21 protein-coding genes and 3 pseudogenes are annotated in these 24,990 nt (G+C 66.8%); 13 read left to right on the forward strand and 11 right to left on the reverse strand.

Annotated features, from left to right (window positions below; translation table 11 throughout):
* The 7 genes and pseudogenes from LQ144_RS16880 to LQ144_RS16910 form a co-directional block, all read left to right on the forward strand.
* Nucleotides 1-246, forward strand: a pseudogene (locus LQ144_RS16880) (L-asparagine permease); the annotation flags it as partial.
* Between the two features lie 410 nt (nt 247-656).
* Complete coding sequence (locus LQ144_RS16885) at nt 657-2,033, forward strand: FAD-binding oxidoreductase (protein WP_230119860.1); 1,377 nt, start codon at nt 657-659, stop codon at nt 2,031-2,033.
* A 137-nt stretch (nt 2,034-2,170) separates the two neighbouring features.
* A complete protein-coding gene (locus LQ144_RS16890; protein WP_230119861.1) occupies nt 2,171-3,538 on the forward strand; it encodes an MBL fold metallo-hydrolase in 1,368 nt (455 codons plus the stop codon).
* A gap of 37 nt (nt 3,539-3,575) precedes the next feature.
* Entirely contained in the window at nt 3,576-4,064 is a 489-nt protein-coding gene (locus tag LQ144_RS16895; protein ID WP_354962169.1) for a universal stress protein, read from the forward strand.
* A 126-nt stretch (nt 4,065-4,190) separates the two neighbouring features.
* Nucleotides 4,191-5,507 (forward strand): GNAT family N-acetyltransferase, encoded by a 1,317-nt coding sequence (locus LQ144_RS16900; RefSeq protein WP_230119862.1) that lies wholly within the window; start codon nt 4,191-4,193, stop codon nt 5,505-5,507.
* An 8-nt stretch (nt 5,508-5,515) separates the two neighbouring features.
* Nucleotides 5,516-6,154: a hypothetical protein gene (locus LQ144_RS16905; RefSeq protein WP_230119863.1), complete on the forward strand. Its 639-nt coding sequence runs from the start codon at nt 5,516-5,518 to the stop codon at nt 6,152-6,154.
* A 95-nt stretch (nt 6,155-6,249) separates the two neighbouring features.
* Nucleotides 6,250-6,375, forward strand: a pseudogene (locus LQ144_RS16910) (low temperature requirement protein A); the annotation flags it as partial.
* A gap of 343 nt (nt 6,376-6,718) precedes the next feature.
* On the opposite strand, the pseudogene LQ144_RS16915 reads toward LQ144_RS16910, so the two are convergent.
* Both LQ144_RS16915 and gluQRS read right to left on the reverse strand, forming a co-directional pair.
* Nucleotides 6,719-7,306 (reverse strand): annotated as a pseudogene (locus LQ144_RS16915) (phosphohydrolase); the annotation flags it as partial.
* 26 nt (nt 7,307-7,332) lie between these two features.
* Entirely contained in the window at nt 7,333-8,214 is an 882-nt protein-coding gene (gene gluQRS, locus LQ144_RS16920) for a tRNA glutamyl-Q(34) synthetase GluQRS (protein WP_230119865.1), read from the reverse strand.
* Between the two features lie 367 nt (nt 8,215-8,581).
* Between gluQRS and LQ144_RS16925 the strand changes: the two genes are divergently transcribed.
* Nucleotides 8,582-9,049, forward strand: a complete 468-nt coding sequence (locus LQ144_RS16925; RefSeq protein WP_230119866.1) for an Lrp/AsnC family transcriptional regulator — start codon at nt 8,582-8,584, stop codon at nt 9,047-9,049.
* A 185-nt stretch (nt 9,050-9,234) separates the two neighbouring features.
* A complete protein-coding gene (locus LQ144_RS16930; protein ID WP_230119867.1) occupies nt 9,235-11,949 on the forward strand; it encodes an FG-GAP-like repeat-containing protein in 2,715 nt (904 codons plus the stop codon).
* A 132-nt stretch (nt 11,950-12,081) separates the two neighbouring features.
* On the opposite strand, the gene LQ144_RS16935 is transcribed toward LQ144_RS16930, so the two are convergent.
* The gene (locus LQ144_RS16935) at nt 12,082-12,537 is read right to left on the reverse strand and encodes an Lrp/AsnC family transcriptional regulator (RefSeq protein ID WP_230119868.1); all 456 of its coding nucleotides are present in this window, start codon (nt 12,535-12,537) and stop codon (nt 12,082-12,084) included.
* A 103-nt stretch (nt 12,538-12,640) separates the two neighbouring features.
* On the opposite strand from LQ144_RS16935, the gene LQ144_RS16940 reads away from it, so the two are divergent.
* On the forward strand, nt 12,641-13,288 hold the full coding sequence (locus LQ144_RS16940) for a LysE family translocator (RefSeq protein WP_230119869.1): 648 nt from the start codon (nt 12,641-12,643) through the stop codon (nt 13,286-13,288).
* 25 nt (nt 13,289-13,313) lie between these two features.
* Here LQ144_RS16940 and LQ144_RS16945 read toward each other — a convergent pair whose 3' ends face one another.
* From LQ144_RS16945 to LQ144_RS16970, 6 genes are all read right to left on the reverse strand, one after another.
* A complete protein-coding gene (locus LQ144_RS16945; RefSeq protein ID WP_230119870.1) occupies nt 13,314-13,673 on the reverse strand; it encodes a nuclear transport factor 2 family protein in 360 nt (119 codons plus the stop codon).
* A gap of 86 nt (nt 13,674-13,759) precedes the next feature.
* Nucleotides 13,760-14,722, reverse strand: a complete 963-nt coding sequence (locus LQ144_RS16950; RefSeq protein WP_230119871.1) for a hypothetical protein — start codon at nt 14,720-14,722, stop codon at nt 13,760-13,762.
* A 26-nt stretch (nt 14,723-14,748) separates the two neighbouring features.
* Nucleotides 14,749-15,252, reverse strand: coding sequence for a DUF456 domain-containing protein (locus LQ144_RS16955; protein WP_230119872.1), 504 nt, complete (start codon nt 15,250-15,252; stop codon nt 14,749-14,751).
* Nucleotides 15,253-15,382: 130 nt separating this feature from the next.
* Nucleotides 15,383-16,588, reverse strand: a complete 1,206-nt coding sequence (locus LQ144_RS16960) for a malic enzyme-like NAD(P)-binding protein (RefSeq protein ID WP_230119873.1) — start codon at nt 16,586-16,588, stop codon at nt 15,383-15,385.
* Between the two features lie 275 nt (nt 16,589-16,863).
* Entirely contained in the window at nt 16,864-17,463 is a 600-nt protein-coding gene (locus LQ144_RS16965; protein ID WP_230119898.1) for a TetR/AcrR family transcriptional regulator, read from the reverse strand.
* A gap of 126 nt (nt 17,464-17,589) precedes the next feature.
* Entirely contained in the window at nt 17,590-18,891 is a 1,302-nt protein-coding gene (locus tag LQ144_RS16970; protein ID WP_230119874.1) for an MFS transporter, read from the reverse strand.
* A gap of 104 nt (nt 18,892-18,995) precedes the next feature.
* On the opposite strand from LQ144_RS16970, the gene rraA reads away from it, so the two are divergent.
* From rraA to LQ144_RS16985, 3 genes are all read left to right on the forward strand, one after another.
* Nucleotides 18,996-19,517: a ribonuclease E activity regulator RraA gene (gene rraA / locus LQ144_RS16975; RefSeq protein WP_230119875.1), complete on the forward strand. Its 522-nt coding sequence runs from the start codon at nt 18,996-18,998 to the stop codon at nt 19,515-19,517.
* A gap of 163 nt (nt 19,518-19,680) precedes the next feature.
* A complete protein-coding gene (locus LQ144_RS16980; RefSeq protein ID WP_230119876.1) occupies nt 19,681-21,345 on the forward strand; it encodes an MDR family MFS transporter in 1,665 nt (554 codons plus the stop codon).
* A 261-nt stretch (nt 21,346-21,606) separates the two neighbouring features.
* The gene (locus LQ144_RS16985; protein WP_230119877.1) at nt 21,607-23,046 is read left to right on the forward strand and encodes a sugar porter family MFS transporter; all 1,440 of its coding nucleotides are present in this window, start codon (nt 21,607-21,609) and stop codon (nt 23,044-23,046) included.
* Between the two features lie 120 nt (nt 23,047-23,166).
* Here the strand turns inward: LQ144_RS16985 and LQ144_RS16990 are convergent, their stop codons facing one another.
* Complete coding sequence (locus tag LQ144_RS16990) at nt 23,167-24,408, reverse strand: MFS transporter (protein ID WP_230119878.1); 1,242 nt, start codon at nt 24,406-24,408, stop codon at nt 23,167-23,169.
* A gap of 27 nt (nt 24,409-24,435) precedes the next feature.
* On the reverse strand, nt 24,436-24,879 hold the full coding sequence (locus LQ144_RS16995) for a MarR family transcriptional regulator (protein WP_230119879.1): 444 nt from the start codon (nt 24,877-24,879) through the stop codon (nt 24,436-24,438).
* Between the last annotated feature and the right edge of the window lie 111 nt (nt 24,880-24,990).

Genomic DNA, 24,990 nt, shown 5'->3' on the forward strand with positions numbered 1-24,990 from the left:
CGCATGTTCGGCGCCCCCTACACCGGCTACCTCTCCCTCCTCTTCCTCCTCGGCGTCCTCATCATGGTCTTCATCGACTCCCCCCTCACCCTCCTGGTCACCCTCGTCGCCTGCGCCCTCATGGTCGCCGGCTGGTACGCCTGCCGCAAACAAATCCACGAAATCGCCGAAGCCCGCGACGGCTTCACCGGCATGTCCCCCGTCATCGCCAACCGCCCAGCTCCGGGAGCCACTGACCGCATCTAGCTCCCCCACTTAGCGCAGTCTTCCTGAATCACGACGGCGGCGCCCAGGTTCTGTTCTGACGGAACCTGGGTGCCGCCGTCGGCGTTTGTTTTTGCTTATTGACCGCCGAATGGGGCGGGCGTAACTTACGACTAGCCGGGCAGCCTAATGATGTGCTGACACCGGCATCCCGCCCGCCGGCAGCCCGACGGGCAACCGTTTACAATCACGCCGGGGCAGCCGAGCGCCAGGGCAGGCGCGGCGCTCCGGTGCATCCGGTCTCCGCCGCTGCAGACATGCACCATCTGCGGATCTCTCCGCGGACCCATCCGCGTACTGCACCGGCTGCACACTAGTCGTCAGGCACGGCCGCCGAGTGCCGCGCCCAGACCTGATCATGCAAGCATGATCAGGGCGCATTGGAGTTCACCATGGACAACAGCTCGTTCCAGGCCCTGCAGGACAAAGTGCGGGGCCAAGTCATCACTTCTGACCACGCAGATTATGACGCCGCCCGGGCCGTGTACAACGGCATGATCGACAAACGTCCGGCAGCCATACTGCGTGTTTCGCAGGTGGCGGATGTCATGGCGGCAGTGAATTTTGCCCGAGACGAGGGCCTCGACCTCGCACTCCGCGGCGGTGGTCACAGCGCTCCCGGCTTCGGCACCTGCGACGGCGGCCTGGTGGTCGATTTCGCGGACTGCCGTGGCGTGCGGGTGGATCCGGCCGGCGCCACGGCCCGGGCCGAAGCCGGTACCACGTGGGCCGACTTCAACCACGCCACCGGCGCGTTCGGGCTCGCCACCACCGGTGGCATCATCGGTTCGACGGGCGTCGCCGGGCTGACCCTTGGCGGCGGCGTCGGTTACCTCGCAAGAAAGTACGGGCTGTCCTGCGACAACCTGAAGTCCGCTGACGTGGTCACGGCGGACGGGAAGTTCCTGGTCGCGAGCGCCACCGAGAACGACGACCTTTTCTGGGCCCTGCGCGGAGGCACCGGCAACTTCGGCGCAGTGACCTCCCTGGAGTTCAACCTGCATCCTGTTGATGTGGTCTACGGCGGCGTGGTCATTTACCTGCTGGAGCACGCCGAAGCCGTCGCCCAGCTGTACCGGGACTACATCGCCACTGCCCCCGAGGAAATGGGCCTGTTCCTCGGGTTCCACCAGGGCCCGCCGGTCCCGTTCCTGCCCGAGGAGTACCACGGGAAGCCAGTGGTGGTGCTGGTGGGCGGCTGGACTGGCCCTCACAGCGAGGGCGAGCGGCAGTGGCAGCAGTTCCTGGATGTGGCACCCGTGGCCGGCTCCTTCGTGGGGCCCATCCCCTATCCGGTGCTGAACACGCTCTTCGACCCCATGCTGCCGAAAGGCCTCCAGGCCTACTGGAAGGCCGAGTTCCTGGCCCGGCTGAGTGATGACGCCATCAGGGTCGCGCAGAAATTTGGCGAAGGCATCCCAAGCCTTCAGACCGCAAACCACTACTACCCCATTAACGGCGCCGTCCACCGCGTCGGGCAGGACGAGACCGCGTTTCCATACAGGGACGTCAACTTCGCCGTGGCCATCGCCGGGATGTGGGAGGATCCCGCCGACAACGTGGCGAACACCAAGTGGGTGCGCGACTACTATGCCGAGCTCCACCCCCTCGGTTCCGGCGCGGGCTACGTGAACTTCCTTGACGCCGACGACCAGCCACATATCGAAGAAAATTACGCGGGCAACTATGCCCGGCTCGCCCAAGTCAAGGCCAAGTACGATCCTGGCAACCTGTTCCACGTCAACCAGAACATCAAGCCGGCCGCCTGATTCCTGCCCCTGGCTCACGTGTCCGCCGAACCTGCGGGGTTTAAAAGCCTTCTGCGGCCGATCGGCCTACGATTGAGGCATCCGGGGCACGGCGGGCGACCGGCCGGCGCCGCCCGGGAATGTCGAAGGACCGGCTCATGGACGTTGTCGTCATCGAGACCCCGCAGCTCGGGGACCGCAGCTACCTGATCCATGACGGCAGCGTGGCCCTGGTGATCGACGCCCAGCGCGACACCGACCGCATCGAGGACGCCGCTCGAAGGGCCGGCGTGCGCATCACCCACGTGGCCGAAACCCACGTGCACAACGACTACCTCACCGGCGGCCTGATTCTTGCCCGCACCCACGGCGCAAAATACCTGGTCAATGCAGAGGATTCGGTGGCGTTCGAACGGGATCCGATTGCTGATGGCCAGACCGTGCAGATCGGCGGGCTCTCACTCCGTGCCGTGGCCACCCCCGGGCACACTCACACCCACCTGTCCTACATCGTCACGACCCCTGAGGGGGAACAGGCTGTGTTCTCGGGGGGAAGCCTGCTCTACGGTTCGGTGGGACGGACCGATCTGCTGGGCCCCGCAGACACCGTCGGGCTGACGCGCGACCAGTATGCCTCGGTCCGCCGACTGGCTGATGAAGCGGGTCCCCGGGCCGGGCTGTTCCCGACGCACGGCTTCGGATCGTTCTGCTCGGCAGGACCCTCCACCGGCGCGGGCTCCTCGACCATCGGCGAACAGCTCGCCACCAACCATGCGCTGACCGACCCTGATCCGGAGCACTTTCTCGCTGAACTCATGGCCAGCCTCTCGGCCTTCCCGTCCTACTACGCGCACATGGCACCAATCAACCTGACGGGCCCCGGGCCTGCGGACCTGAGCCTGCCGGAACCTATGGATGCCGGTGAGCTGGCCGCACGGCTGTCGAACGGCGAATGGGTAGTGGACCTCCGCCGCCGCATGGCCTTCGCCAGCAGCCACCTGCGGGGTAGCGTCAGCTTCGAATACGGGTCCGGGTCGAGCTTCAGTTCGTATCTTGGCTGGGTCCTGCCCTGGGGTGAGAAGCTGACGCTCGTCGGCAGCCGGGACGATCTGAAAAACGCCGTCCGCGACCTCTCGCGGATCGGCATCGACGGCCCGGACGCCGCCGTCGGCACCGAGCCGGACGCGCTTGCTCCCGGCGCCCCCGTGGCCTCCTACCCGCGGGCCGGCTGGGCCGCCGTCGTGCATGAAAAGCCCGCCAATGAACCGGTGCTGGACGTGCGGCGCACGGACGAGTTCGCCGCGTCGCACCTCGCTGGGGCGGTGAACGTGCCGCTGCATGAGCTGCTGGCACGGCTCGGCGAGCTTCCGGCCGGGAAAATCTGGGTGCACTGCGCCACGGGATACCGCGCCGGCGTAGCGGCCAGCCTGCTGCAGAGGGCCGGGCGGGACGTGGTGCAGATCGACGCCCGGTTCCGCGATGCCGGGCCGGCGGGTGTAGCGCTGCACAAGCCCTCGCCGCACTGACGCGCACAGTCAAGGATCCACTTTTCAAAGGAGAACAATGATGGATACAGAAGGCCAAGTAGTCGTCGGCGTCGACGGCTCGGACTCCTCGATAGAGGCGCTGCGCCTCGCAGCCCGGCTTGCCCCTGCACTGGACGCCCGGGTGCACGCAGTAGCGTGCTGGGATTTCCCGCAAATGTACGCCGGCTATGTGCCGCCGGACTTCGCCGCGTTCGAGGCGGCTGCCGCCAAGACCCTGCAGGAAGCTCTCGACAAGGCCTTCGGGGCGAACGCCCCTGACGGCCTGAGCCAGGACCTGATTCGCGGCCCGGCGGCGGAAAAACTGGTGGAGGCAGGCACAGGCGCGCGCATGATGGTGGTTGGACGGCGCGGCCATGGCGGTTTCATGGGCATGCACCTGGGATCAGTCAGTTCAGCCTGTGTTTCGCACGCTGACTGCCCGGTCCTGGTGGTGCATTCCGAGCGCGGCCACCGCACCCACCATCTCTGGAAGGGTTCCAAGGGAAAGGGCGAGACAAAGGCCTAGTCCTACGGCCTGCTCAGCCGCGTCGCCGTAACGCAACGCCGCCGCAACCTCCTGCGGGGCCGGTTCGCATATGCTCAGCAGACAAGCTCAACCTGGCTCAGCGACGAACCACACGGGAGACACCTCATGACCAACTGGCGGATCAGGGATTTCCATTCAGCGGACCTGGACGGCATCCTGCATCTCTGGGAATCGCTCAAGGCCACCAACGTCGAACCCGTCTACGCGCTCTCCGAGGTGCTTGCGTCCTGCGAAAAAGACCACGCCGTCGTGGCAGTGCAGGGCGACCAGGTGGTGGGCGCCGCAGTCGGACGCGCCGCGCACGACCAGGGCTGGATCGTCTTCCTGGCCACGCTGCCCGAGTACCGCGGCCGCGGGATCGGCACCTCGCTGCTGGCCGCCGTCGAAAACCGCATGGCGCCGCACGGGCTGAACAAGCTGTCCGCCCTCATGCCCGAATCCGAAACGCGGGTGGAGGCGTTCCTGAGCCGGGGGTTCGTGCTTAAGAAGAACCTGCGCTACTTCGAACGGACCATTCCCGTCCAGCGCCAGGAGCTCGAGCCGCTCAGCCTGCTCGGCGGACGCGTCCTGGCCCGGGACCTGTGGGAGAACGTGGCCGGCATGCGGCGCGAGAAGGAACTGCTGGAGCGGCGTCTGGTCCTCCCCCTGGCCGAGGCCGACCTCGCCGATGAATACGGCGTGGTCCCGCCGCGCGCCGTCGTGCTTTTCGGCCCGCCGGGCACCGGCAAAACGACCTTTGCGAAGGCGATCGCCTCCCGGTTGGAGTGGCCGTTCGTGGAAGTGTTCCCCTCCCGGCTGGCGTCCGATCCCAAAGGCCTCGCCGGCGCGCTGCGCGAGACGTTCCTGGAGATCGCCGAGCTGGAGCACGCCGTGGTGTTCATCGACGAGGTGGAGGAGATCGCCTCCCAGCGTTCGGGTGAGCCGCCGTCGCCGCTGCAGGGTGTCACCAACGAGCTTCTCAAGATCATCCCGGCCTTCCGCGAACAGCCCGGCCGCCTGCTGGTCTGCGCCACCAACTTCATCCGCGCCCTGGACACCGCGTTCCTGCGCCACGGCCGGTTCGACTACGTGATCCCGATCGGCCTGCCGGACCGCCAGGCCCGCGAAGCCATGTGGCAGCGCTTCATTCCCGCCGCTGTGGTGGACGACGTGGACGTGGAACTCCTCGTGGACCGCACCGAAGGCTTCTCCCCCGCGGACATCGAGTACGCGGCCCGCAGCGCCTCCCAGCGTGCCCTGGAAAAAGCAGTGTACGACGACGGCGGGCTGGCGTCCGGGGGCACCGTTTCCGTCCGCGAGGCCGTCCGGAAGGGGCCGGCTACGGAGGACTACCTGGACGCGATTGGCGAGACGCGCACCACGGTGAGCCAGGAGGTCCACGAGCTGTTCCTTGAGGACATAGACGCCCTGGGCCGGGTGTAGGGGGCGAAGTGATCCTGTTCCTGACGATCCTGAGCGGGCTGGCCTGGACCGTGGTCTACGTTGACGCCATCCGGATCGGGTTCAGGGACCGGAGCTATGCCATTCCGGCAGCGGCGCTGGGGCTGAACTTCGCCTGGGAAGTCATCCATGCGTCGCATTCCGTGGCCACAGGAATCACCGCGCAAGGCGTCTTCAACATCGTCTGGGGCCTGGCCGACGTCCTGATCCTGTACACCTTCTTCAAGTTTGGCAGGTCCGAACTGCCGCCCTGGGTTTCGCAAAAGCTCTTTGTCGGATGGACCGTACTGCTCGGCATCGCGTCATTCGCCGTGCAGTGGCTCTTCGTTGTCGAATTCGGCTGGGAGGACGCCGCCCGCTACGCCGCCTTCCTCCAGAACCTCCTGATGTCCGGGCTGTTCATCGCCATGTTCGTTTCCCGGGGCGGGCCAAGGGCCCAGTCCCTGCTGATCGCCGTGGCCAAGTGGATCGGGACGCTGGCGCCCACCATCGTCTTCGGCTGGTTTGGGAATTCACCCCTGGTCCTCGGTGTCGGGGCCCTCTGCAGCGTCTTCGACCTCGTCTACATCGGCCTGCTCTGGCGCGCCGGAGTCCGGTTCGGGCCCGCTGCCGCCCTTCAGCCCTCCTGATTGTCCGGCGCGGCCGGGCTTTTCTGGAGCGGCTGGCGTCCCTGGCGTGCTCTTTGAGCCATGTCCCTAACCGCCTGCGGCATGCGGTGGCCCGGATGGGCGGCCGCGACCCCCACGAGCTGCACAGGACCGGGACGCCCCTGGAGCTGTTCTTCGACCTGACGTTTGTCATTGCCTTCGGCGTGGCCGGCACCCAGTTCGCCCACGAGATCAGCTCCGCCATCGCCGTCGCAGCGGGCGTCGTGGTGGTGTTCGCCGGCACCGTGGCCCTTGCCGCCGCCGGGGTTTCCGTGCCCGTTGCCTGCTCGTGATTGTCCTGGCGCTGGGCGCCTCGATTGTGATTGATGAGCGCCGCGGCACCGAACGGCTCCAGGAGGCAATGGACACGCTGGAGCAGCAGGCCAAGGCACCGCACCCGTCCTCCTGAGCCTTGCTTCAGTCCCTGCGGGTCTCCACGGGCTCGACCGGCAGCGTCCCGGACGGCTCAGCCAGCGGTGCGAGCGGTTCCACTGGCTCGATTGGCTCCACTGGTTCCACTGCCTCGATTGGCTCCACTGCCGGGACAGTCTCGTAGGACAGCGTCTCGTAGTCGGTGTCGTCCGCCTCGTCCAGCATGTCGTCAAGCTCCGGCAGCAGGAACGGGTTGATGCGTTCGAGGATCTTGCGGATCTCCGGCTCGGCAACGGCCGCGTACAGCACCGGCCGGGCATCGGCGTACCGGGTGACGGGCGGTTTGTCCGGCCATTTTTCCGCCAGTGCCTGCACGCGTTCCGGCAGGGAGTTGTGCGCATTGTCCGCGATTTTCACCAGCGTGGCGTCATGGTCCTCGGCGATGAAGCGGATGCCGGCTTGGTAGTCGTCCGGGTTGTCGTGCAGCCGCTTGGTCACGCGCTCAATGATGCCCACGGCCCGGTCAGAGACGCCCATGTCCAGCAGCGCTTGCCGGGTCATGGGAGTGTCCTCGGCGATGTCGTGCAGGTACCCGGCGATCCGGATGTCGTCGTCGAAATCGGCGAGCGCATCGCCCACGGCAAGCACGTGCTCCCGGTACGGACGCTTGAGCTTGTCCTTCTGGCGGTTGTGCGCCACTTCGGCTAGGACCTTGGCGGTCTCTACGGTGAATCGTGCTTCGAGTGGTCCTTGTTCTGGCATAACCCCAGCGTACCCACTGAAGCCAACTACATGCCCGGCCAGATCCACGGCTGACGCGGCAGGGCGGCCGGGTCGAACTCCGACAGCGCGGAGTCAAGGGAGGCGCCCGGCAGACCCAGGGAATCCAGGATCGTCCGGCGGACAGCATCCGCGGGAACGCCAGCCGATGCAAGGTCGGCCAGCGTGACGGCGCCGTCGCGCTTCGCCAGCCGTGCGCCGTCGGCATTCACCACCAGCGGCACATGGGCATATTCCGGCACGGGCATATTCAGGAGGAACGCAAGATATGCCTGCCGGGGCGTCGATGGCAGGAGGTCGTCACCGCGGACCACCTGATCTATGCCCTGCTCGGCATCATCCACGACCACCGCCAGATTGTAGGCGGTCACGCCGTCGTTGCGGCGCAGCACGAAGTCGTCCACAACACCGGTAAAGACGCCGTGCAGGGTGTCCTCCACCGCCCATTCGGTCACGGCCGAACGCAGGCGGACGGCGGCGGGGCGCTCCGACCGCCTGGACTCGAGTTCCGCCGTCGGGAGGTTCCGGCAGGTTCCCGGATAGGCACCCTGGGGGGCATGCGGTGCGGAGGGTGCCTCCTGGATCTCCCGGCGCGTGCAGAAACACTCATAGGTGAGCCCGGCCGCCGCGAGCCGGCTGATGGCTTCCGTGTACAGCGGCCCGCGGTCGGTTTGACGCACGACGGCGCCGTCCCAGCTCACGCCGATGGCCTCCAGATCGCTGAGCTGCTTCGCCTCCGCCCCGGCGCGGGCCCGGTCCAGGTCCTCGACGCGGAGCAGGAACCGCCGTCCGGTGGACCGGGCGAACAGCCAGGCCAACATGGCCGTCCGAAGGTTGCCCACATGCAGTTCGCCGGACGGACTGGGGGCGAAACGGCCGGCGCTACTCATGTCCTCCAGCCTATGCCGGAACACCACAAGAGCCCCTCAGCTACCGCGCACTCCCGGTGAAAGGGGGGGGCTCGGTGGCTCAGGGGCTCTTGCCGTGCCGGCTCCGGGCGTCGGAACTCAGTTCCACGAAACCTTGGCACTGCTTGCGGAAAGACGATGCGTGAACAAGTGTCAATCAGCGGCGGCCTCTTTGCGGGAAGCGTCCTCCAGGGGACCGGGTGGTGTGCCGGGGGACCTGTAGCCTGCGGGTTCCGGCGGTAGCCGTCGCCTTGTTGCCACAATTTGAGCAGAAGCCATACAGTAGGCGCAACAGCCTCTCCGCGTAGTGGTCAATCTGACCAAGTTGGGAACAATCCACAGACAGGGAGTGATCAGATTGCAGCAGCTTGACGCCACGGACCGACGGATCCTCGCCGCTCTCGACGACGATCCCAGACTGCCCATCATGGTGCTGGCCCAGCGCCTTGGGCTGGCCCGCGGAACCGTGCAGTCGCGCCTGGAGCGGATGACGGCGTCGGGGGCCCTCCGGCCCAACAGCAGCCGGGTGCTCCCCGCGGCGCTTGGCCGGGGAGTTGCGGCGGCGGTCAGTGCCGAACTCGACCAGAGCCACCTCAATGAAGCCATTGCTGCCCTGCGGAAAATTCCGGAGGTGTTGGAGTGCCATGCGCCGGCCGGCGACACGGACCTGCTGATCCGGGTGGTGGCCACGAGCCCGGACGATCTGTACCGGGTTTCCGAAGAGATCCGGCTCTGCCCCGGGATAGTCCGGACCTCCACCAGCATGTTCCTGCGCGAGGTCATTCCTTACCGGACCACCGGGTTGCTGAGCGGCTGACGGCGCGCCCCCACGCGCCACGCCGATCCTGCGCAAACCATTGGACAAAACTGCGGATAATCTGCCGGTCGTGCTGCGGCGCCGACTGTAGCCTGATTCAGCATTCGCTGTAGCGGTCACAACCGGCAGCCGTTGCACCTCCATCCCAAGGTCTCCGCCAGGGTTCGGTCTCAATAAGGAACTCCATGCGCTCATTTACCCGCTCAATCGCCTCAGTGACGGGCCTCCTGGTCCTGGCTGGGCTCGTGTCGCTTCCGGCCGGCCCCTCGCTCGCCGCAACTGACCCCGCCACCGACGGACCTGCCGCACAGGAAGTGGCCGGAACCCCGCACGGGGACCACATGTACGAGTCGGCACCGGGAGTACCGATGGCCGGCATGCCCACCGGGACTGCCCTCCAGACGGAAGCCGGAGGAACGGCGGCCGCTCCCATGACGGTCAAACTTGTGACGGCCAAGCTGGCCGACAACAAGAACGCCGTATCCATGGCCGCGGCGGACCAGGCGATTGTGGCCACCAGTAACTACTGGAAGGCGATGTCCGGCGGCCGCATCTCCATGACCGTGACGAGCAGGCTGGCGGGGCACCAGTCCGCCGCCACTTCGTCCCAGTCCTACTACGACATCATCAACAAGATCACCGCCGAGCTGAAGTGGACGTACGGCGCCAACACCGCGCTGGTGGTCTTCATCCCGACCGGCACGCTCTCCTACGGCGCACTGGGCGCCGGCTACAGCAGCAACGGCAACAGCGGCCGCGTCCTGATGCCGCAGATCAGCAACTTCACCAACAGCGTGCTCACCCACGAATTCGGCCACGTGCTCGGCTCCATGCATGCGGACGCGCTGCAGTGCGGCAGCGGCATCAACGACGTCAGCACCACCAGCACCGGCCAGTTTGCCGATTCCTCCTGCTACATCCGGGAGTACGGCGACACCACCGACCTCATGGGCGCCTCCCGGTACAGCATGCCGGTGATCAGCTCACCCTTCTGGGATGCCAGGGGACTGGGCCGCGGCGACGAGGTCCGCGACCTTGGCGTGGCATCCGGGGTCAAGAGCTACACCCTGCGGCCCTGGGGCGGGACGCTCGCGAACCGGGCTGTGAAGTTCACCGATCCGGTAAGCCGCGAGGTGTACTACCTTGAGCTTCGGCAGCCCGTGGGCTACGACAGTTACCTGGCTTCCGATTACGCCGGGAATCGGGGCGTGAAAATCGTCCAGCGCGGCGGAGCAACTCCGTCGTCATCGCTGACGCTCATGCCTTCGACTATTCCGTTCAGCGGCTACTACAGCCCGAACCACGCCTGGCAGGCCGGCCGCACCTTCAGAACCCACGCCGGAACGCTGGTGACCGTCAACGCGGTGACGGCCGACTCGGCCACTGTGACCATCAACGCTGACCTAGCACTGAGGACGAAGATCCAGTTTTCCCCCGGCGACTTCAACGGCGACGGCCGGGCGGACGTGGTCTCACGGGAAGCCGACGGCTCACTGTTCCTCCTCGCGGGACAGGCCGGGAACAAAGTGGGAACTCCGGTTAAGATCGGCGTCGGCTGGAACATCTTCAACATGGTCTTGGGCAACGGCGACTTCAACGGCGACGGCAAGACGGACCTCATTGCACGCTCGTCCGACGGCGTGCTGTGGCTGTACCCCGGCACCGGAACGGGCGGCTTCCAGGCCCGAAAGCAGATCGCGAGTGGCTGGGGCAGCCTCAAGCGCATCGTTGCGGCCGGCGACTTCGACGGCGACAAGCGCCCCGACCTGCTGGCCATGCGGACCGACGGATCGTTGTGGCTGTACCCGGGCAATGGAACCGGCGGCTTCCTGCCGGCCAAGCAGGTCGGGGCAGGATGGCAGGGCTTCACGGCCCTCGCAGCGGCCGGCGGACTCCAAGGCACAGCGGGCGTGCTGGCACGCAGCGCTGACGGCACTGTATACCTCTACCCGGGCAACGGAACCGGCGGCTTCCTGCCGCGCAAGACCCTGGCCACCGGATGGGGCAGCGCTTCGGACCTGATCGGCGGCCAGGACTTCACCTCCGATGGGCGCACCGACGTCCTCACCGCGAGCAGCGCCGGCGCCCTGGCGGCGTACCCCGGAAACGGAGCCGGCGCCCTCGCACCCAAGCTGGCCATCGGAACAGCCTGGAACCGGTACACCCAGGTCTGGGAGGCAGGTGACTTCGACGGCGACGGCAAGCCCGATGTCCTGACCCGCACCTCGGACGGCGCGTTGATGCTGCAGCCCGGCAACGGCTCCGGCGGCTTCCGGCCTGCCCGGCAGGTGGGCGTCGGCTGGCAGAGTTTCACCCAGGTGGTGTCCGCAGGAAACTTCAACGGCGCCGGCGGTCCGGATCTGGTGACGCGGAGGTCGGACGGCTCGCTGTGGCTCTACCCGAGCGACGGAAGGGGATATTTCCAGGCCGCGAAGAAGATCGGAACCGGTTGGAACGTGTTCACCCGGATTCTGGCACCCGGCGACTTCTCCGGTGACGGCCGGAGCGACATCATCGGCCAGTCGGCCGACGGAAAGCTCTGGCTCTACCCCGGCAACGGCACGGGCGGATTCCTGACCAAGAAGCAGATCGGCGTGGGGTGGGGCGGCTTCAACCAGGTGATTGCAGCGAATGACTTCACCGGTGACGGAAAGTCCGACCTGATGGCCCGCACCGCGGACGGCACCCTCTGGCTCTACCCCGGCAGCGGCGCCTCAAGTTTCCTGACCCGGAAGCAGATCGGCACGGGCTGGAACGCGTACCAGTCGCTGGCCAGCGTGGGACGTTTCGCCGGAACGGGCAAGCCGAACGTCATCACCACTTCGGCCGACGGCACCCTCTGGCTTCACACAGGCACTGGAACCGGGGGGTTCCAGAATGTCGTCCTGAACCCGCGCTGACAGATCCTCCTGAGACAGGACTGACAGTAGAGCTGAGGGTTCAACGATGACAGCCGGGCCGGCCGCGGAGGATTCCTTCCGCGGCCGGCCGCTTTTAACCCGGAATGGCGGCCCGTCGTCAGGCCCGGCCATCTATACGGGCGGGCCGGCGTTGGACTTCAGGTTCTTCATCACCAGCGTCGAGGTCAGCCGTTCCACTCCGGGAAGGACAGTCAGCTCGCTATCGTAGAAGCGCTGGTACGACGGAAGGTCCGCGGCGATCACCTTGAGCAGGTAGTCCGGGGACCCAAACAGCCGCTGTGCCTCCACGATGTTCGGGTTCTCAGCAACGCGGTTCTCGAAGATCTCCATCGTTGACTGGTCCACGGTGCGGAGCGTCACGAACACAATCGCCTCAAAACCGAGGCCGACGGCGGCCGGGTCAATGTCCGCCTTGTAGCCGCGGATCACCCCTGATGCCTCCAGATCGCGGAGCCGTCGGTGGCATGGCGCCACCGTCAGTCCCACCTTCGCCGCGAGGGCCGTGGCCGTCATGCGCCCGTCCTCTTTCAGGTGGCGCAAGATATTTCTGTCGATGTGGTCAATCACGCAAGAATCTTACGCCGGGAGCCGGGTTTTGCGCGAAATCAGGGAGCACTTATGGCGGGGATTTGCCTAGGCTTTTCCTGTAACCGCCACTCAGGAGCGCCCCATGAATCTTCAGCTATTTCTGGCCTTCGTGGCCGTCGCCACCGCCCTCGCCTGCACTCCGGGCGTGGACTGGGCCTACTCCATCACGGCGGGGCTGGGGCGCCGGAGCTTTGTGCCCGCCGTAGCCGGCCTGTGCAGCGGTTATCTACTCCACACAGTGCTCATGGTCGCCGGGCTGGCGGCTGTTCTGGCGGGTATGCCGGGAGTGCTCGGCTGGCTCACCATAGCGGGAGCGGCTTACTTGCTGTGGCTCGGAACTGCGACCATCAGGTCCTGGCGCGGTGCAAGCTTCACCGCAGGGGCCGCCGTCGGCAATCCCGGGCAGAACCAGCTCCGGACGTTCCTCCAGGGGATGGGGACCAGCGGCATCAATCCCAAGGGACTGCTGTTCTACCTGGCCCTCGTGCCGCAGTTTGTCAGCGCTGAGGCGCCTCTTCCCGTACCTGTTCAGTCGGGCCTCCTCGGCCTGACGTTCGTGCTGTTGGCCGCGATCGTCTACACCTGCGTTGCACTCCTGTCCCGGAAGCTGCTTCAGTCCCGGCCTGGTGCCGCCCGCACCGTGACCCTCGCCAGCGGCATCATCATGGTGGGCCTTGGCGCAGCACTGCTCTCCGAACAGCTGCTTCCCCTCCTTGCCAGGCTCGCCTAGTTTCCGGCCGGGCAACCACGGGACCTCAGGTCTTACGCTCCATGAACCACTCGGTGAAGGCCGTCGCCCGACCGTCGGGGCCAAGCCGTATCACCCAGAGGTTCTCATAGCTGGTCCTGTCATCGAGATAGGTGGTGCGTCCTTGCACGAAGGCGAGGTCGCCGTCGGCTCCGAGCACGGACCACTCGAACCTCCAGTCCTCGGGCTCGTCCGCAGAGGCAAGCCACCGCTCCACGATCTGCTCACTGCCCCGCCATGCGTCCGGGTCATAGGGTCTGGTCGCGTAAACGGCGTCCTCAGTGAACAGCGCCCGGATGTCGTCGGGAGCATTGCTGGTCCAAGCCGTGATGTACTTTTCCATCCACAGCGTGATTGCGTCGGTCATTTGTCCGTTGTACCGCCGCCGGCCCACGCCCACAAGAGCCAGCCCGCAACCGGCAACGCCGAGGGCCAGCCCGGCGGGCCATCGCATCAGTCCCCGCCGAACTGCTTCCATTCCTGTTCCCACAGCCTGCGCTCCTCGACGTCCTTGCGGATGACCTCGAAGGTTTCGAGCTCGGCACGCCGGCGCCGCCAGTCGCGCGGATTCAGGGACTTGCGGCCGTTGTCCAGCACCAGCAATGCGCGGTCGGTCAGCGCGTCGTTGCGCAGCGCCATGCTGGTCTTGCGCCGCCGCAGGACCTCCTTCAGTGCCTGCTGCGCATGCTCGTGGGCGCCAAGCCGGCGCAGCGAGCGCGCGCGGACCAGCAGCAGGGCGGCGGACAGGTCGTCGGCGTTGAGCAGCCCCTCGGTCCAGACCACCACCTCGTGGTCCCGCCCGAGCGTGTGGGCCAGCGCGCACCTCGCCAGGGCGGTAGGCAGCGACGGCGGCAGCATGCCCAGCGCTTCCAGCGCGGCTTCCGTCTGCCCCGTCTCCCGCAGGGAATGGGACAACGCGAGGAACACCGATTCCTCGCTGAACAGCACGGGGACCTCGATGCGCTCGGCGACTTCCACCCGGGTGACCACGCGCGTCAGGTAGCTGGCCGCGAACTGGTTCGCGTCGTCGTCGTTCTTGGTGGTGAGGCCGCGCTGCAGCAGCTCCACAGCACGGAGGTAGCCGCCCTGCTTGTGGGCGAGCAGGCCAGCCATCACGTAGCAAAGTCCCGACCAGCCAGGGTACTCACGGCCAACCGCAATCAACCGGTTGGGGTCGGTGCTGGCGAAGATGGCGTCGTAGACGGACTTGGCCGCCTTGCCGGCGAGGCGCTTGAGCCTGGGCACGGTGCCGTCCACACTGATCAGGGCCCCGCCCCGGCCGCCCAACACCCCGTGGATCAGGCCGCCGACGCCCTCGGCTATTTCCCGTGCGGGCGTCCGGACCTGGCCGGCGCCGAAGGGGGTGAGGTCGCGGGTGTCGCGGTAGATCGGTCCTGGAATCTGCCCGGCGGTCATTCCTCCATGCTAGTGGCCACGCGAATCTAGCCCGAAGCCACGCCCACCCACACGCCGATCACCCAGGTGCTCGCGGCCAGGCAGGCCAGGCCAAACTCCACGAGGATGCCCAGGCCTGTGGCTTTGAGGGCGGCCCAGCTGGTGGTCAGGGCGGTGCGGAAGTTGCGGGTGCGCTGCATCTCGCTGAGCAACAGTCCGGCGGCGAACCCCACGAACAGGCCCACGACGGGGATGATGAACATGCCCGCAATACCCAGCACGATCCCGGCCGCCACGCTCCGGTTGGGGATTCTGTGTTCCTTGAGCTTGCGTCCCGCCAGCACCGCACTGGCCGCCATGCCCGCCAGCACGAACACCATGCCGATGCTGAAAACCACCCAGCCGGTGGCGCCCTCGCCGCCCCAGATGGCCCAGGCGAGAAGGCTCAGCCCGATCACGAGGCTGCCCGGCAGCACGGGGATGACGGTGCCGGCCACGCCCACCAGGATGGCCAAGCCACACAGGACGGTCACTACGGTCTGGGCGTTCATTCCCCCAGTCTAGGGTTCCGGCTCGTCAGGGCGCTCCCTGACGAACGACGACGGCGGTGCCTCCCCAGCACGGGAGGCACCGCCGTCGGGCTTTCAGTCAGCCGTTGTCAGCTGCCGCCCTGGCAGCCGGTCAGACGGCGTCTTCCGCTGCCGCGGCAGCCACTGCAGCGGTGACGGCCGGTGCCACCCGCGGGTCCAGCGGGCTGGGCACGATGTAGTCGGCGGACAGTCCTTCCTCGGCCAGCTCGGCGATGGCGCGGGCTGCAGCAAGCTTCATGGCGGGGGTGATGCGGCGGGCGCCCGCGTCGAGGGCGCCGCGGAAGATGCCGGGGAAGGCCAGCACGTTGTTGATCTGGTTGGGGAAGTCGCTGCGGCCGGTGGCCACAACGGCGGCGTACTTGGCGGCAACCTCGGGCAGCACTTCGGGGTCCGGGTTGGACAGCGCGAAGACGATGGAGCTGTGGTTCATCAGCTTGAGGTGCTCCTCGTCCAGCTTGGAGGAGGAGACGCCGATGAAGACGTCGGCGCCGAGCAGGGCCTCACCGGGACCGCCCGCAATGCCGCGGGGGTTGCTGCGCTGCGCCATCTGGGACTTCTTGCTGGCGGGGTCCGCGGCGATATCGGCGCGCTCGGCGTTGATGACGCCGCGCGAGTCCAGCAGGACCACGTCCTTGACGCCGGCCGTGAGCAGGATTTCAGCGACGGCGATGCCAGCGGCTCCGGCGCCGGAAACCACGACGCGCAAGCCTTCGAGCTCGCGGCCGGTGACCTTCGCGGCGCCGGTCAGGGCTGCGAGGACCACGACGGCGGTGCCGTGCTGGTCATCGTGCATAACCGGGCAGTCCAGGGCCTCGATGAGCTTTTCTTCGAGTTCGAAACAGCGGGGGGCCGAGACGTCTTCGAGGTTGACGGCACCGAAGCTGGGGCGCAGGCGGACAAGCGTTTCCACGATCTCGTTCACGTCCGTGGTGTTGAGGACCAGCGGAATGGAGTCCAGCTCGCCGAACGCCTTGAACAGGGCGGACTTGCCCTCCATGACGGGAAGGGATGCGCGGGCGCCGATGTTGCCGAGGCCAAGCACGGCGGTTCCGTCGCTGACCACCACCACCAGGCGCTGGGCCCAGGTGTGGGTCTTGGCGAGATCCGGGTTGGCGTGGATGGCGCGGCTGACCTGGGCGACACCCGGTGTGTAGGCGATGGAAAGATCGCGCTTGTTGGCGAGGGGGACGGTGCTGGCGATGGAGAGCTTGCCGCTCTCGTGGGCCGCGAAGATTTCCTGCTCCGTCAGCGCTTCGGCCGCGGTGTTGTCAATGGTGGCGATCGTTTCAGTGGACACGTCGTTGTCTCCTGGGCTAGCCGTGGGCGCACGGCACAGTATGGCTCAAGCATTGGAGCTCAAGATGGTCAGGTGCGTGCTTCGCTGACGGCCCAAAGGGTGGGGGTCCGTCCGGAAGCCCGCGGGTACGGGTTGCTAGCCACTCCGGTCCTGCAATGGTAAACATTGCGCGGCCGCCTGTTTGCCAGCGGAGGGACCACTTGACGTGGTTTGCGGGGTTCTTGTGGCCTAATTCACCGAAATGGTAGCAAAAAGGGGCTACTGGTCTAGACCAGTTACGCCGTGTGGCGCATGGACCGCGGCCGCGGAACCAGCAGCGAGCACGCTTTCTTGAGGTCTTCTTCCGCCTCGAACAGCGACAACCGGCGGCAGCGCACCGACTGGACTAGACCAGTGACGGTCAGCAGCAGCACCCGCGAGACGGCGGCGTCGCCACTGGCACCGGTGACAGCCCGCTCCGACAGGGCATCGATCTCACGCAGCAGCGCCGTGGTGTCCCGGTCGTTGACGTACACACCCTTGGTCAGGCACTGCTCCACGGCAGGCTGCATCACGCGCATATGAAAAATTTCCATCACCACACCGGACAGGGCATGGATCCGCACCGTTCCGGCACCCGGCCAGCTGCCCACCTTGAGTTCGCTCAGCTGGTGCCGGTACAGCGCCAGCATGAGGTGCGTGGCGGACGGGAAGTAGCGGTACAGCGTGCCAAGGGGAACGTTTGCCTTCGCAGCCACTTCGGACAGGGTCACAGATTTGAGGCCCTTGCGGGCGAAGCCGGCCGCGACGTCCAGGATCCGGGCATAGCGGGCCTGCTGCCGGGGCAGGGACGGAGGGGCGGCCATGGGCGGAAGATCTGGATTTAATTCAAGCATCATCAGTCCGGAGGGTTGAGATTCCTGCGGCAGCCAGGAGAGTCCCCATCCCAGTCCTGCCCGCAATTCGGACTCAACTATACGGCACTGGGGTTTGGGGCTCGCCTGCAGGCCACGGGCGTCAGGTCAGTCGACGCCCTTGATCTTGACCACGAAGACGGCGCCCAGCAGGCCGATCACGGCGGCGGCGACGTAGAGCGACACGTAGCCGCCCCAGAGCGTGACGAACGGCCAGGCGAGGGCCGGGGCGATGACCTGCGGCAGGGAGTTCGCGATGTTGATGACGCCCAGGTCCCTGCCCCGGTCCCCCGCACTGGGCAGGACCTGGGTGATGAGCGCGAAGTCCACCGCGAGGTAGGCGCCGAACCCGATCCCCAGGACGCTGGCGCCCACGATGCCGCCGGTCCACGTCGGAGCAAAGGCGAGGATCAGGGATGCCAGCGCAATGATGACCGAGGACGCGATAACCAGCGGCTTACGCTTGCCCGTGCGGTCGCTGAGCCGCCCGCCGATCACGCTCGTGATGATGACGAACACCGCGTAGAGGCCGGTCAGCACCAGCACGCCGAAGGCAGGCTCAAGCCCCGCTGTCTCCTTCAGGTGTACGGCGTCCGACAGGAAGAACAGCAGGTACAGCGTGACCATATGGTTGCCAATGTTGACCAGCAGCCGGGTGATCCATGCCCACGCGAAGTCGGGGTGGCGCAGCGGGCGGATGAAGCCGAGCAGGAAGTCTGCCCAGTTCAGCTGCGGCCTGGTTCCGGCGGGGAGCGGCGCGTCCTCATTCCTGAAGAGGTACATCACCACGCCGGCCACCAGGGCAGCTGCGCAGACCACGTAGCCGAGTGCGAAGTTTCCGCTGACGACGGCGCCAATCACCGCGCCGATGAGGATGCCCACCGTCTGGCCCATTGCGGCCAGCCCTCCCACCGTGGCGCGCTGCGGCACGGGGACGCGGTCGGGAATGGCGGCGGTGATGGCGGCGTAGGCACCGTTGCAGCCAGCCTGCACCAGGCACCAAAGAATGGTCATGATGGCAACGTTGGGCGCTCCGGCCAGGCCGATCAGCGCGCTTGCCCCGAGGACAGCACCCACCAGCACCCACGGCACCCGGCGGCCGAACCGGGAGGTTGTCTTGTCACTGAAGGCACCGAAGAGCGGGTTCGCCACCAGTGACACCGCCGCCCCTGCACCGGTCACGAGGGCCAGGATGGCTTCCTTCTGGCCGGCGTCGAAATGCTCGGCCTGCTGCGCGAGGAGAACCTGGATCGGTCCGAAGAACGCGGCGTTGATGCCCAGGTTGACCAGCACCACGCCGGTCGTCCACAGCGGCCTGACCCGGGCAGTCGGCTCGGGGAGCGCCGTGGCCGCCCTTTGCCCCGCCAATCCAGGCTCGGGAACTGCACCGGGAATGTCGGACAGACTCATGGCAGGCTCCCCTTGTAACGGTTTTGATCGTGTGAAATCAGACTATCGTGGGCATCACAGACCCGCTGCTATGGCCGCGCACGCCGCTATCGAGGAGAACCACAATGACCGCTTCCCCCGCCAGCAATCCCACGGTTAGCCAGGGCCCAGCCGAACCCGCCGCCGTCAACACGGCCGACCTCTACGACGAACGCGGCGAGGAGCTGGCCTCCATCGCCCTGCAATTCCAGTCGCTCGGCGGCCGCACCCATTTCAGCGGTCCCGTCCGGACTGTCCGGTGCTTCGAGGACAACGCGCTGGTCAAATCCACCCTGGCCTCACCGGGCAACGGCGCTGTGCTGGTGGTGGACGGCAGGGGTTCGCTGCGGACGGCGCTGATGGGGGACATGATCGCGGCGAGCGCCGTGGCAAACGGCTGGGCCGGCGTCGTCATCAACGGCGCCATCCGGGACCGCGAGGCGATCGCGGAACTGCCTCTCGGCGTCAAGGCGCTGGGCAGCAACCCGCGCAAGAGCGCGAAGGCCGGCGCCGGCGAGACGGACGTGGACCTGCTGATCGACGGCGTGACCATCCGCACGGGTACCACTATCTGGTGCGACCCGGACGGCATCCTGATCGAGCGGTGATGCGTGAGATCCCGGCACTTACGAGGCGTCTGAGTGCCGGGATCTAACCTCTCGGTGAAGGGTGCGGCAAGAAAATTCAGCCAGCGGGAACAACGCGGGAAGTAATATAGTTACTGAAAGCAACTATCAATCGCGATCCCCCGTTTCTGACCCTGGAGCAGCCATGTCCAAAACCACCGCAGGACCCGCGCCCGGAGAGGCCCTGACCAAGCGCCAGACCATCACCGTCATGGTGGGGCTCATGCTCGGAATGTTCCTGTCTTCGCTGGACCAGACCATCGTGTCCACGTCCATCTACACCATCGCCAACGACCTCGACGGCCTCTCACTGCAGGCCTGGGCCACCACGGCGTACCTCATCACCTCCACGGTGAGCACGCCGCTGTACGGCAAGCTCAGCGACATCTTCGGCCGACGCCCGCTGTACCTGGCCGCGATCGTAATCTTCCTGGCCGGCTCGCTGTATGCAGGCTCGGTGCATTCCATGACCGAACTGGCCGTCGCCCGCGGCATCCAGGGCATGGGCGCCGGCGGCCTGCTGGCACTCGCGCTGACCATCATCGGCGACATCGTTGCGCTCAAGGACCGGGCCAAGTTCCAGGGCTACTTCATGTCCGTCTTCGGCATCTCCTCGGTGCTCGGCCCCGTGGTGGGCGGCGCGTTCGCCGGCTCTGCAAACATCCTCGGCTTCGACGGCTGGCGCTGGGTCTTCTTTATCAACCTCCCGATCGGCCTGGCCGCCCTGGCAGTGGTCTTCCTGTACCTGCACCTGCCGGCGAAGCACATGAAGCAGAAGATCGACTACTGGGGCGCCGCCGCCATCACCCTGGCCATCGTTCCCCTGCTGCTCGTGGCCGAACAGGGCCGCAGCTGGGGCTGGACCTCGACAAGCTCCTTCGTCTGCTACGGCCTGGGCGTCGTCGGCGTCGTCGCGTTCCTGCTGGCCGAGAAGCGCGCCGGCGACTACGCCCTCATCCCGCTCCGCCTGTTCAAGAACATCACGTTCGGACTGTCCTCGCTGCTGAACTTCATCATCGGCATCGGCATGTTCGGCGCCATCGCCATGCTCCCCATGTACCTGCAGCTGGTGAAGGGCCTCACCCCCACCGAGGCGGGCCTCATGATGATCACGTTCACGGTGGGCATCCTGTTCGGCTCCATCACTGCCGGCCGCACCATCTCGTCGTCGGGCACCTACCGGATCTTCCCCATCCTGGGCACCGCCATCCTGACGGCGGCCGCCGTCGTCATGGGCTTCTCGCTCGGCGTGGACACCGGGCTCTGGGTTCCCGGCCTGATCGCGGTGTTCTTCGGCCTGGGCCTGGGTTTCTGCATGCAGCCGCTCACCCTGGCCATGCAGGTCTCCGTCCCGCCTAAGGACATGGGCGTGGGCACCTCGTCGGCTGCGTTCTTCCGCTCCATGGGCGGCGCCGTGGGAACCGCCGTCTTCATTTCCATGCTGTTCAGCCTCGCGGCGGACAAGATCGCCACCGGCATGAAGGACGCCGTGCAGAACGCCGACTACCTCAAGGTCCTCAAGGATCCCGCCGTGGCCGCCGATCCCGCAAACGCCAAGCTTTACGAGTTCTTCAAGAACGGCGCCAGCAATGATTCCCTCAACGACACCAGCTGGCTGCACACGGCCAACCCGGTGCTCACCCGGCCCATCACCGAGGGCTTCGCCCAGTCGATCGACGCCGTCATGCTCACCGCCGCCGTGCTTACCGGGATCGCCTTCCTGATCAGCTTCGCACTGCCGAACAAGAAGCTGACGGACCCGAAGGCGGTCGCTCAGAGAGCAGGATCTGAGTCCGTGCCGGCGCACTAGCCATCTTCGGCGGGCACGCCCCGTAAACACATCGCGGGAGGCTGTCTTTTAGGCTGCCTCCCGTTGTGTTTTCCCGTCAGCACCCCGGTGAAGACGACGACGGCGGGCCGCCCCGCCGCCGTCGTCTTCTGTCCCCAAGTGGAACGGCAAGCGGTGACGTGGCACACTGTTAGGCGCGTGTGCGCCGGCCGTCTGGGCCGGTACCGCAGCCGACGACGTCCGCACCGCATTCACCCATCCCCAAACCCCCGAGGGAGAACCATGCCCACCGCCAAGGAGCAACCAACCGCCAGGATCCCGCAGCGGGTCATTTGGCTCGCGCTCGCCGGCGCCGTGGGCGGCTTCCTGTTCGGTTTCGACTCGTCCGTGGTCAACGGTGCAGTCGACGCCATGAAGGAAGAATTCGCCCTGAGCGAGGGTGTCACCGGCTTCGCCGTGGCCGTGGCCCTGCTGGGCTGCGCGGCCGGTGCGTACATGGCCGGCAAGGTGGCCGACCGCTACGGCCGGATCCCCGCCATGAAACTGGGCTCGCTCCTGTTCCTGATCAGCGCCATCGGCACCGGCTTCTGCTTCGGCGTCTGGGACCTGATCTTCTGGCGGCTCGTGGGCGGCCTGGGCATCGGCCTGGCCTCGGTGATCGCGCCGGCCTACATCTCCGAGATCTCACCGCGGCACGTTCGCGGGCGCCTCGCATCGCTCCAGCAACTGGCCATCACCACCGGCATCTTCGCCGCACTGCTGTCCGATGCACTGTTCGCCACCTCCGCCGGCGGCGCCGACCAGCCGCTCTGGCTGGGCATCGAGGCCTGGCGCTGGATGTTCCTCGCCGCCGCCGTCCCCGCAGTTGTCTACGGCGCCGTCTCCTACACGCTGCCCGAATCCCCGCGCTTCCTGGTCTTCCAGGGCAAGGAGGATCAGGCGCGCAAGGTCTTCGAATCCATCGCCCCGGATGAGGACACCGAGCGCCACCTCCGTGAAATCCGCGAAGCGATCGAGGAAGACCAGCTCGCAGGCAAGAAGGGTTCACTGCGCGGCAAGGTGTTCGGGCTGCAGGCCGTGGTCTGGATCGGCATCACGCTCTCCGTGCTGCAGCAGTTCGTGGGCATCAACGTGATCTTCTACTACTCCACCACGCTGTGGAAGGCCGTGGGCTTCCAGGAGAAGGACTCGCTGACCATCTCAGTGGCCACCTCCATCACCAACATCCTGGTGACCCTGGTGGCCATCGCCCTCGTGGACCGGATCGGCCGCCGGCCCATCCTGCTCGCCGGCTCCATCGGCATGGCGGTATCGCTGGGCGCCATGGCCCTGGCCTTCGCCTCGGCCAAGGGCACCGGTTCTGACATTTCGCTCCCCGGCGCCTGGGGCCCCGTTGCCCTCGTCGCGGCCAACGTCTTCGTGGTCAGCTTCGGCGCCTCCTGGGGCCCGCTCGTCTGGGTGCTGCTGGGCGAGATCTTCCCGTCCCGGATCCGCGCCCGCGCCCTGGGGCTGGCCGCCGCCGCCCAGTGGATCGCCAACTTCGCCATCACCCTGAGCTTCCCCATGATGGCCGCAGGCTCGCTGCCGCTGACGTACGCCATGTACGCACTGTTTGCCGCAGCATCGTTCTTCTTCGTCATGTACAAGGTGCCGGAGACGAACGGCATGTCGCTGGAACAGGCTGAGACCCTGTTTGTTCCCAAGGGGTCCGTTAAGGTCTGACCGGCTCTTGGCTCCCCCGGCATGAAACGGAAGACGCCCACGTTCCTCAGGAACGTGGGCGTCTTTTCCTATATCAGCGCGTCCCATGCCAGCGCAGACGCCTGGCTGCGGACGTCCCGCTCAGACCACGTGGGGCTCGTGGGCCGCCAGGTACCGGCGCCCGCCCAACACAACGGCGATGGCCACCACCATGGCTGCCGCTCCCGCAAAGAACGGCACCTGGGGACCGAAGTGTTCGCCCAGCTGTGCCGCGGCGAACGGGGCCAGCGCGCCGCCCATCCAGCGGACGAAGTTGTAGCCTGCCGAGGCAACCGGCCGCGGCGAGTCCGATACGCCCATCGCGAGTTCGGTGTAGATCGTGTTGTTGATTCCCAGCAGCGCACCCGAGACCACCACCAGCACCACAACCACCGGCACCGAGTGCCCGGCGGCGAGGCCCAGCCCGATCAGGTCAAGCATCAGCACGGCGAGCGTATCGGTGAGCACCCTGGTTGCGCCGAAGCGGTTCTGGAGCACCGGCGCCACGAAAACGGAGAATACCGCGACGGCGACGCCCCAGCCAAAGAACACTCCGCCGATGCCGTACGCGTCCATGCCCAGGATGAAGGGCGTGAAGGCGAGAACCGTGAAGAAGCCGTAGTTGTAGAACAGGCCGCTGGCCGCGGTCGTCCGCAGTCCCTTGTGGCCCAGGGCGAGCAGCGGGTCACGGAGCCGTACTTTGCGTTCGGGGAGAGGCGTCTTGGGCAGCAGGGCGATGAGGGCAATGAAAGCGGCCGCCATGAGTACGGCGGTGCCGAAGAACGGTGCCCGCCACTGCCAGCCACCAAGGAACGCGCCGAGGAGCGGGCCCAGGGAGATGCCCAGCCCCAGGGCGGCCTCGTACAGGATGATCGCGGTGCCTGCACCGCCGCTGGCCACTCCCACGATGACGGCCAGCGCCGTGGCCACGAAGAGCGCGTTACCCAGACCCCAGCCGGCGCGGAACCCGATCAGCTCACCCACACTGCCCGACGTTCCGGACAGGGAGGAAAACACCACGATGACGGCCAGGCCGGCCAGCAGGGTCCGCTTGCCGCCGATCCGCGAGGAAACGAAGCCGGTGATCAGCATGGCGACGGCGGTGACCAGGAAGTAGCTGGTGAACAGCAGCGAGACCTGGCTGGGGCTGGCATCCAGGTTCTTGGCGATGGCCGGCAGGATGGGGTCCACGAGGCCTATGCCCATGAACGCGAACACCGCCGCGAGGGCAGTGGCCCACACCGCCTTGGGCTGTTTGAGGATCGAGGCCTTTTCCGCCTCGAGCGTTTCCTGCACTGCGTTTTCCTGCACTGCCGGCAGAGTCTCTGCGCGCTGGCCGTCCATGGATGGCACTCCTAAGTGTTGGCTGTTTCAGTTCTGAAGTGAGCTGTTGATTTTGTCGATAACGGGCAGCGCGGCGGCGAGGGCCTTCCGGTCGTCCTCCGTGAGCGCCGCCAGGATCCCGGCCATGACGGCGTTGCGGCGCTCATTGGCGGAGTCGACGGCGGCACGGCCTTCCGTGGTCAGCACCACCCGGACGGCACGTGAGTCGTCCGGGTCCGCTTCGCGGCGGGCGAGGCCGGCACGTTCGAGCTTGATGACCTGTTCGGTGGCGCTGGGAACTTTCACGCCGAGGTTGCGGGCGATCTCCCCCACGCGGACGCCGTCGTCGAGCAGCATTTTGAGCGTGCTGAGCTGGGCGGCGCTGAGATCGCCGTCGGCGTCGAGGCGGCGCACGAGGTACACGCTGTGGCGCAGCGCCTCACGGAAGTCCTGGGCGAGGGTCTGCAGCTCGGTTTGTTCGCGTGTGCTCATAGTTAGGTAGCCTAATAGTTAGGCGCCCTAACAGTCAAGTGCAGTTAGCCCGAACGAACACTTGGGGCCCCTGGAAGTCGCCGTCTGCCCCCTCGCGAAGACAGGGCGTAC

It is taken from the genome of Arthrobacter sp. Bi83, assembly GCF_918698095.1.
In the GTDB taxonomy this organism is placed as follows: domain Bacteria; phylum Actinomycetota; class Actinomycetes; order Actinomycetales; family Micrococcaceae; genus Arthrobacter.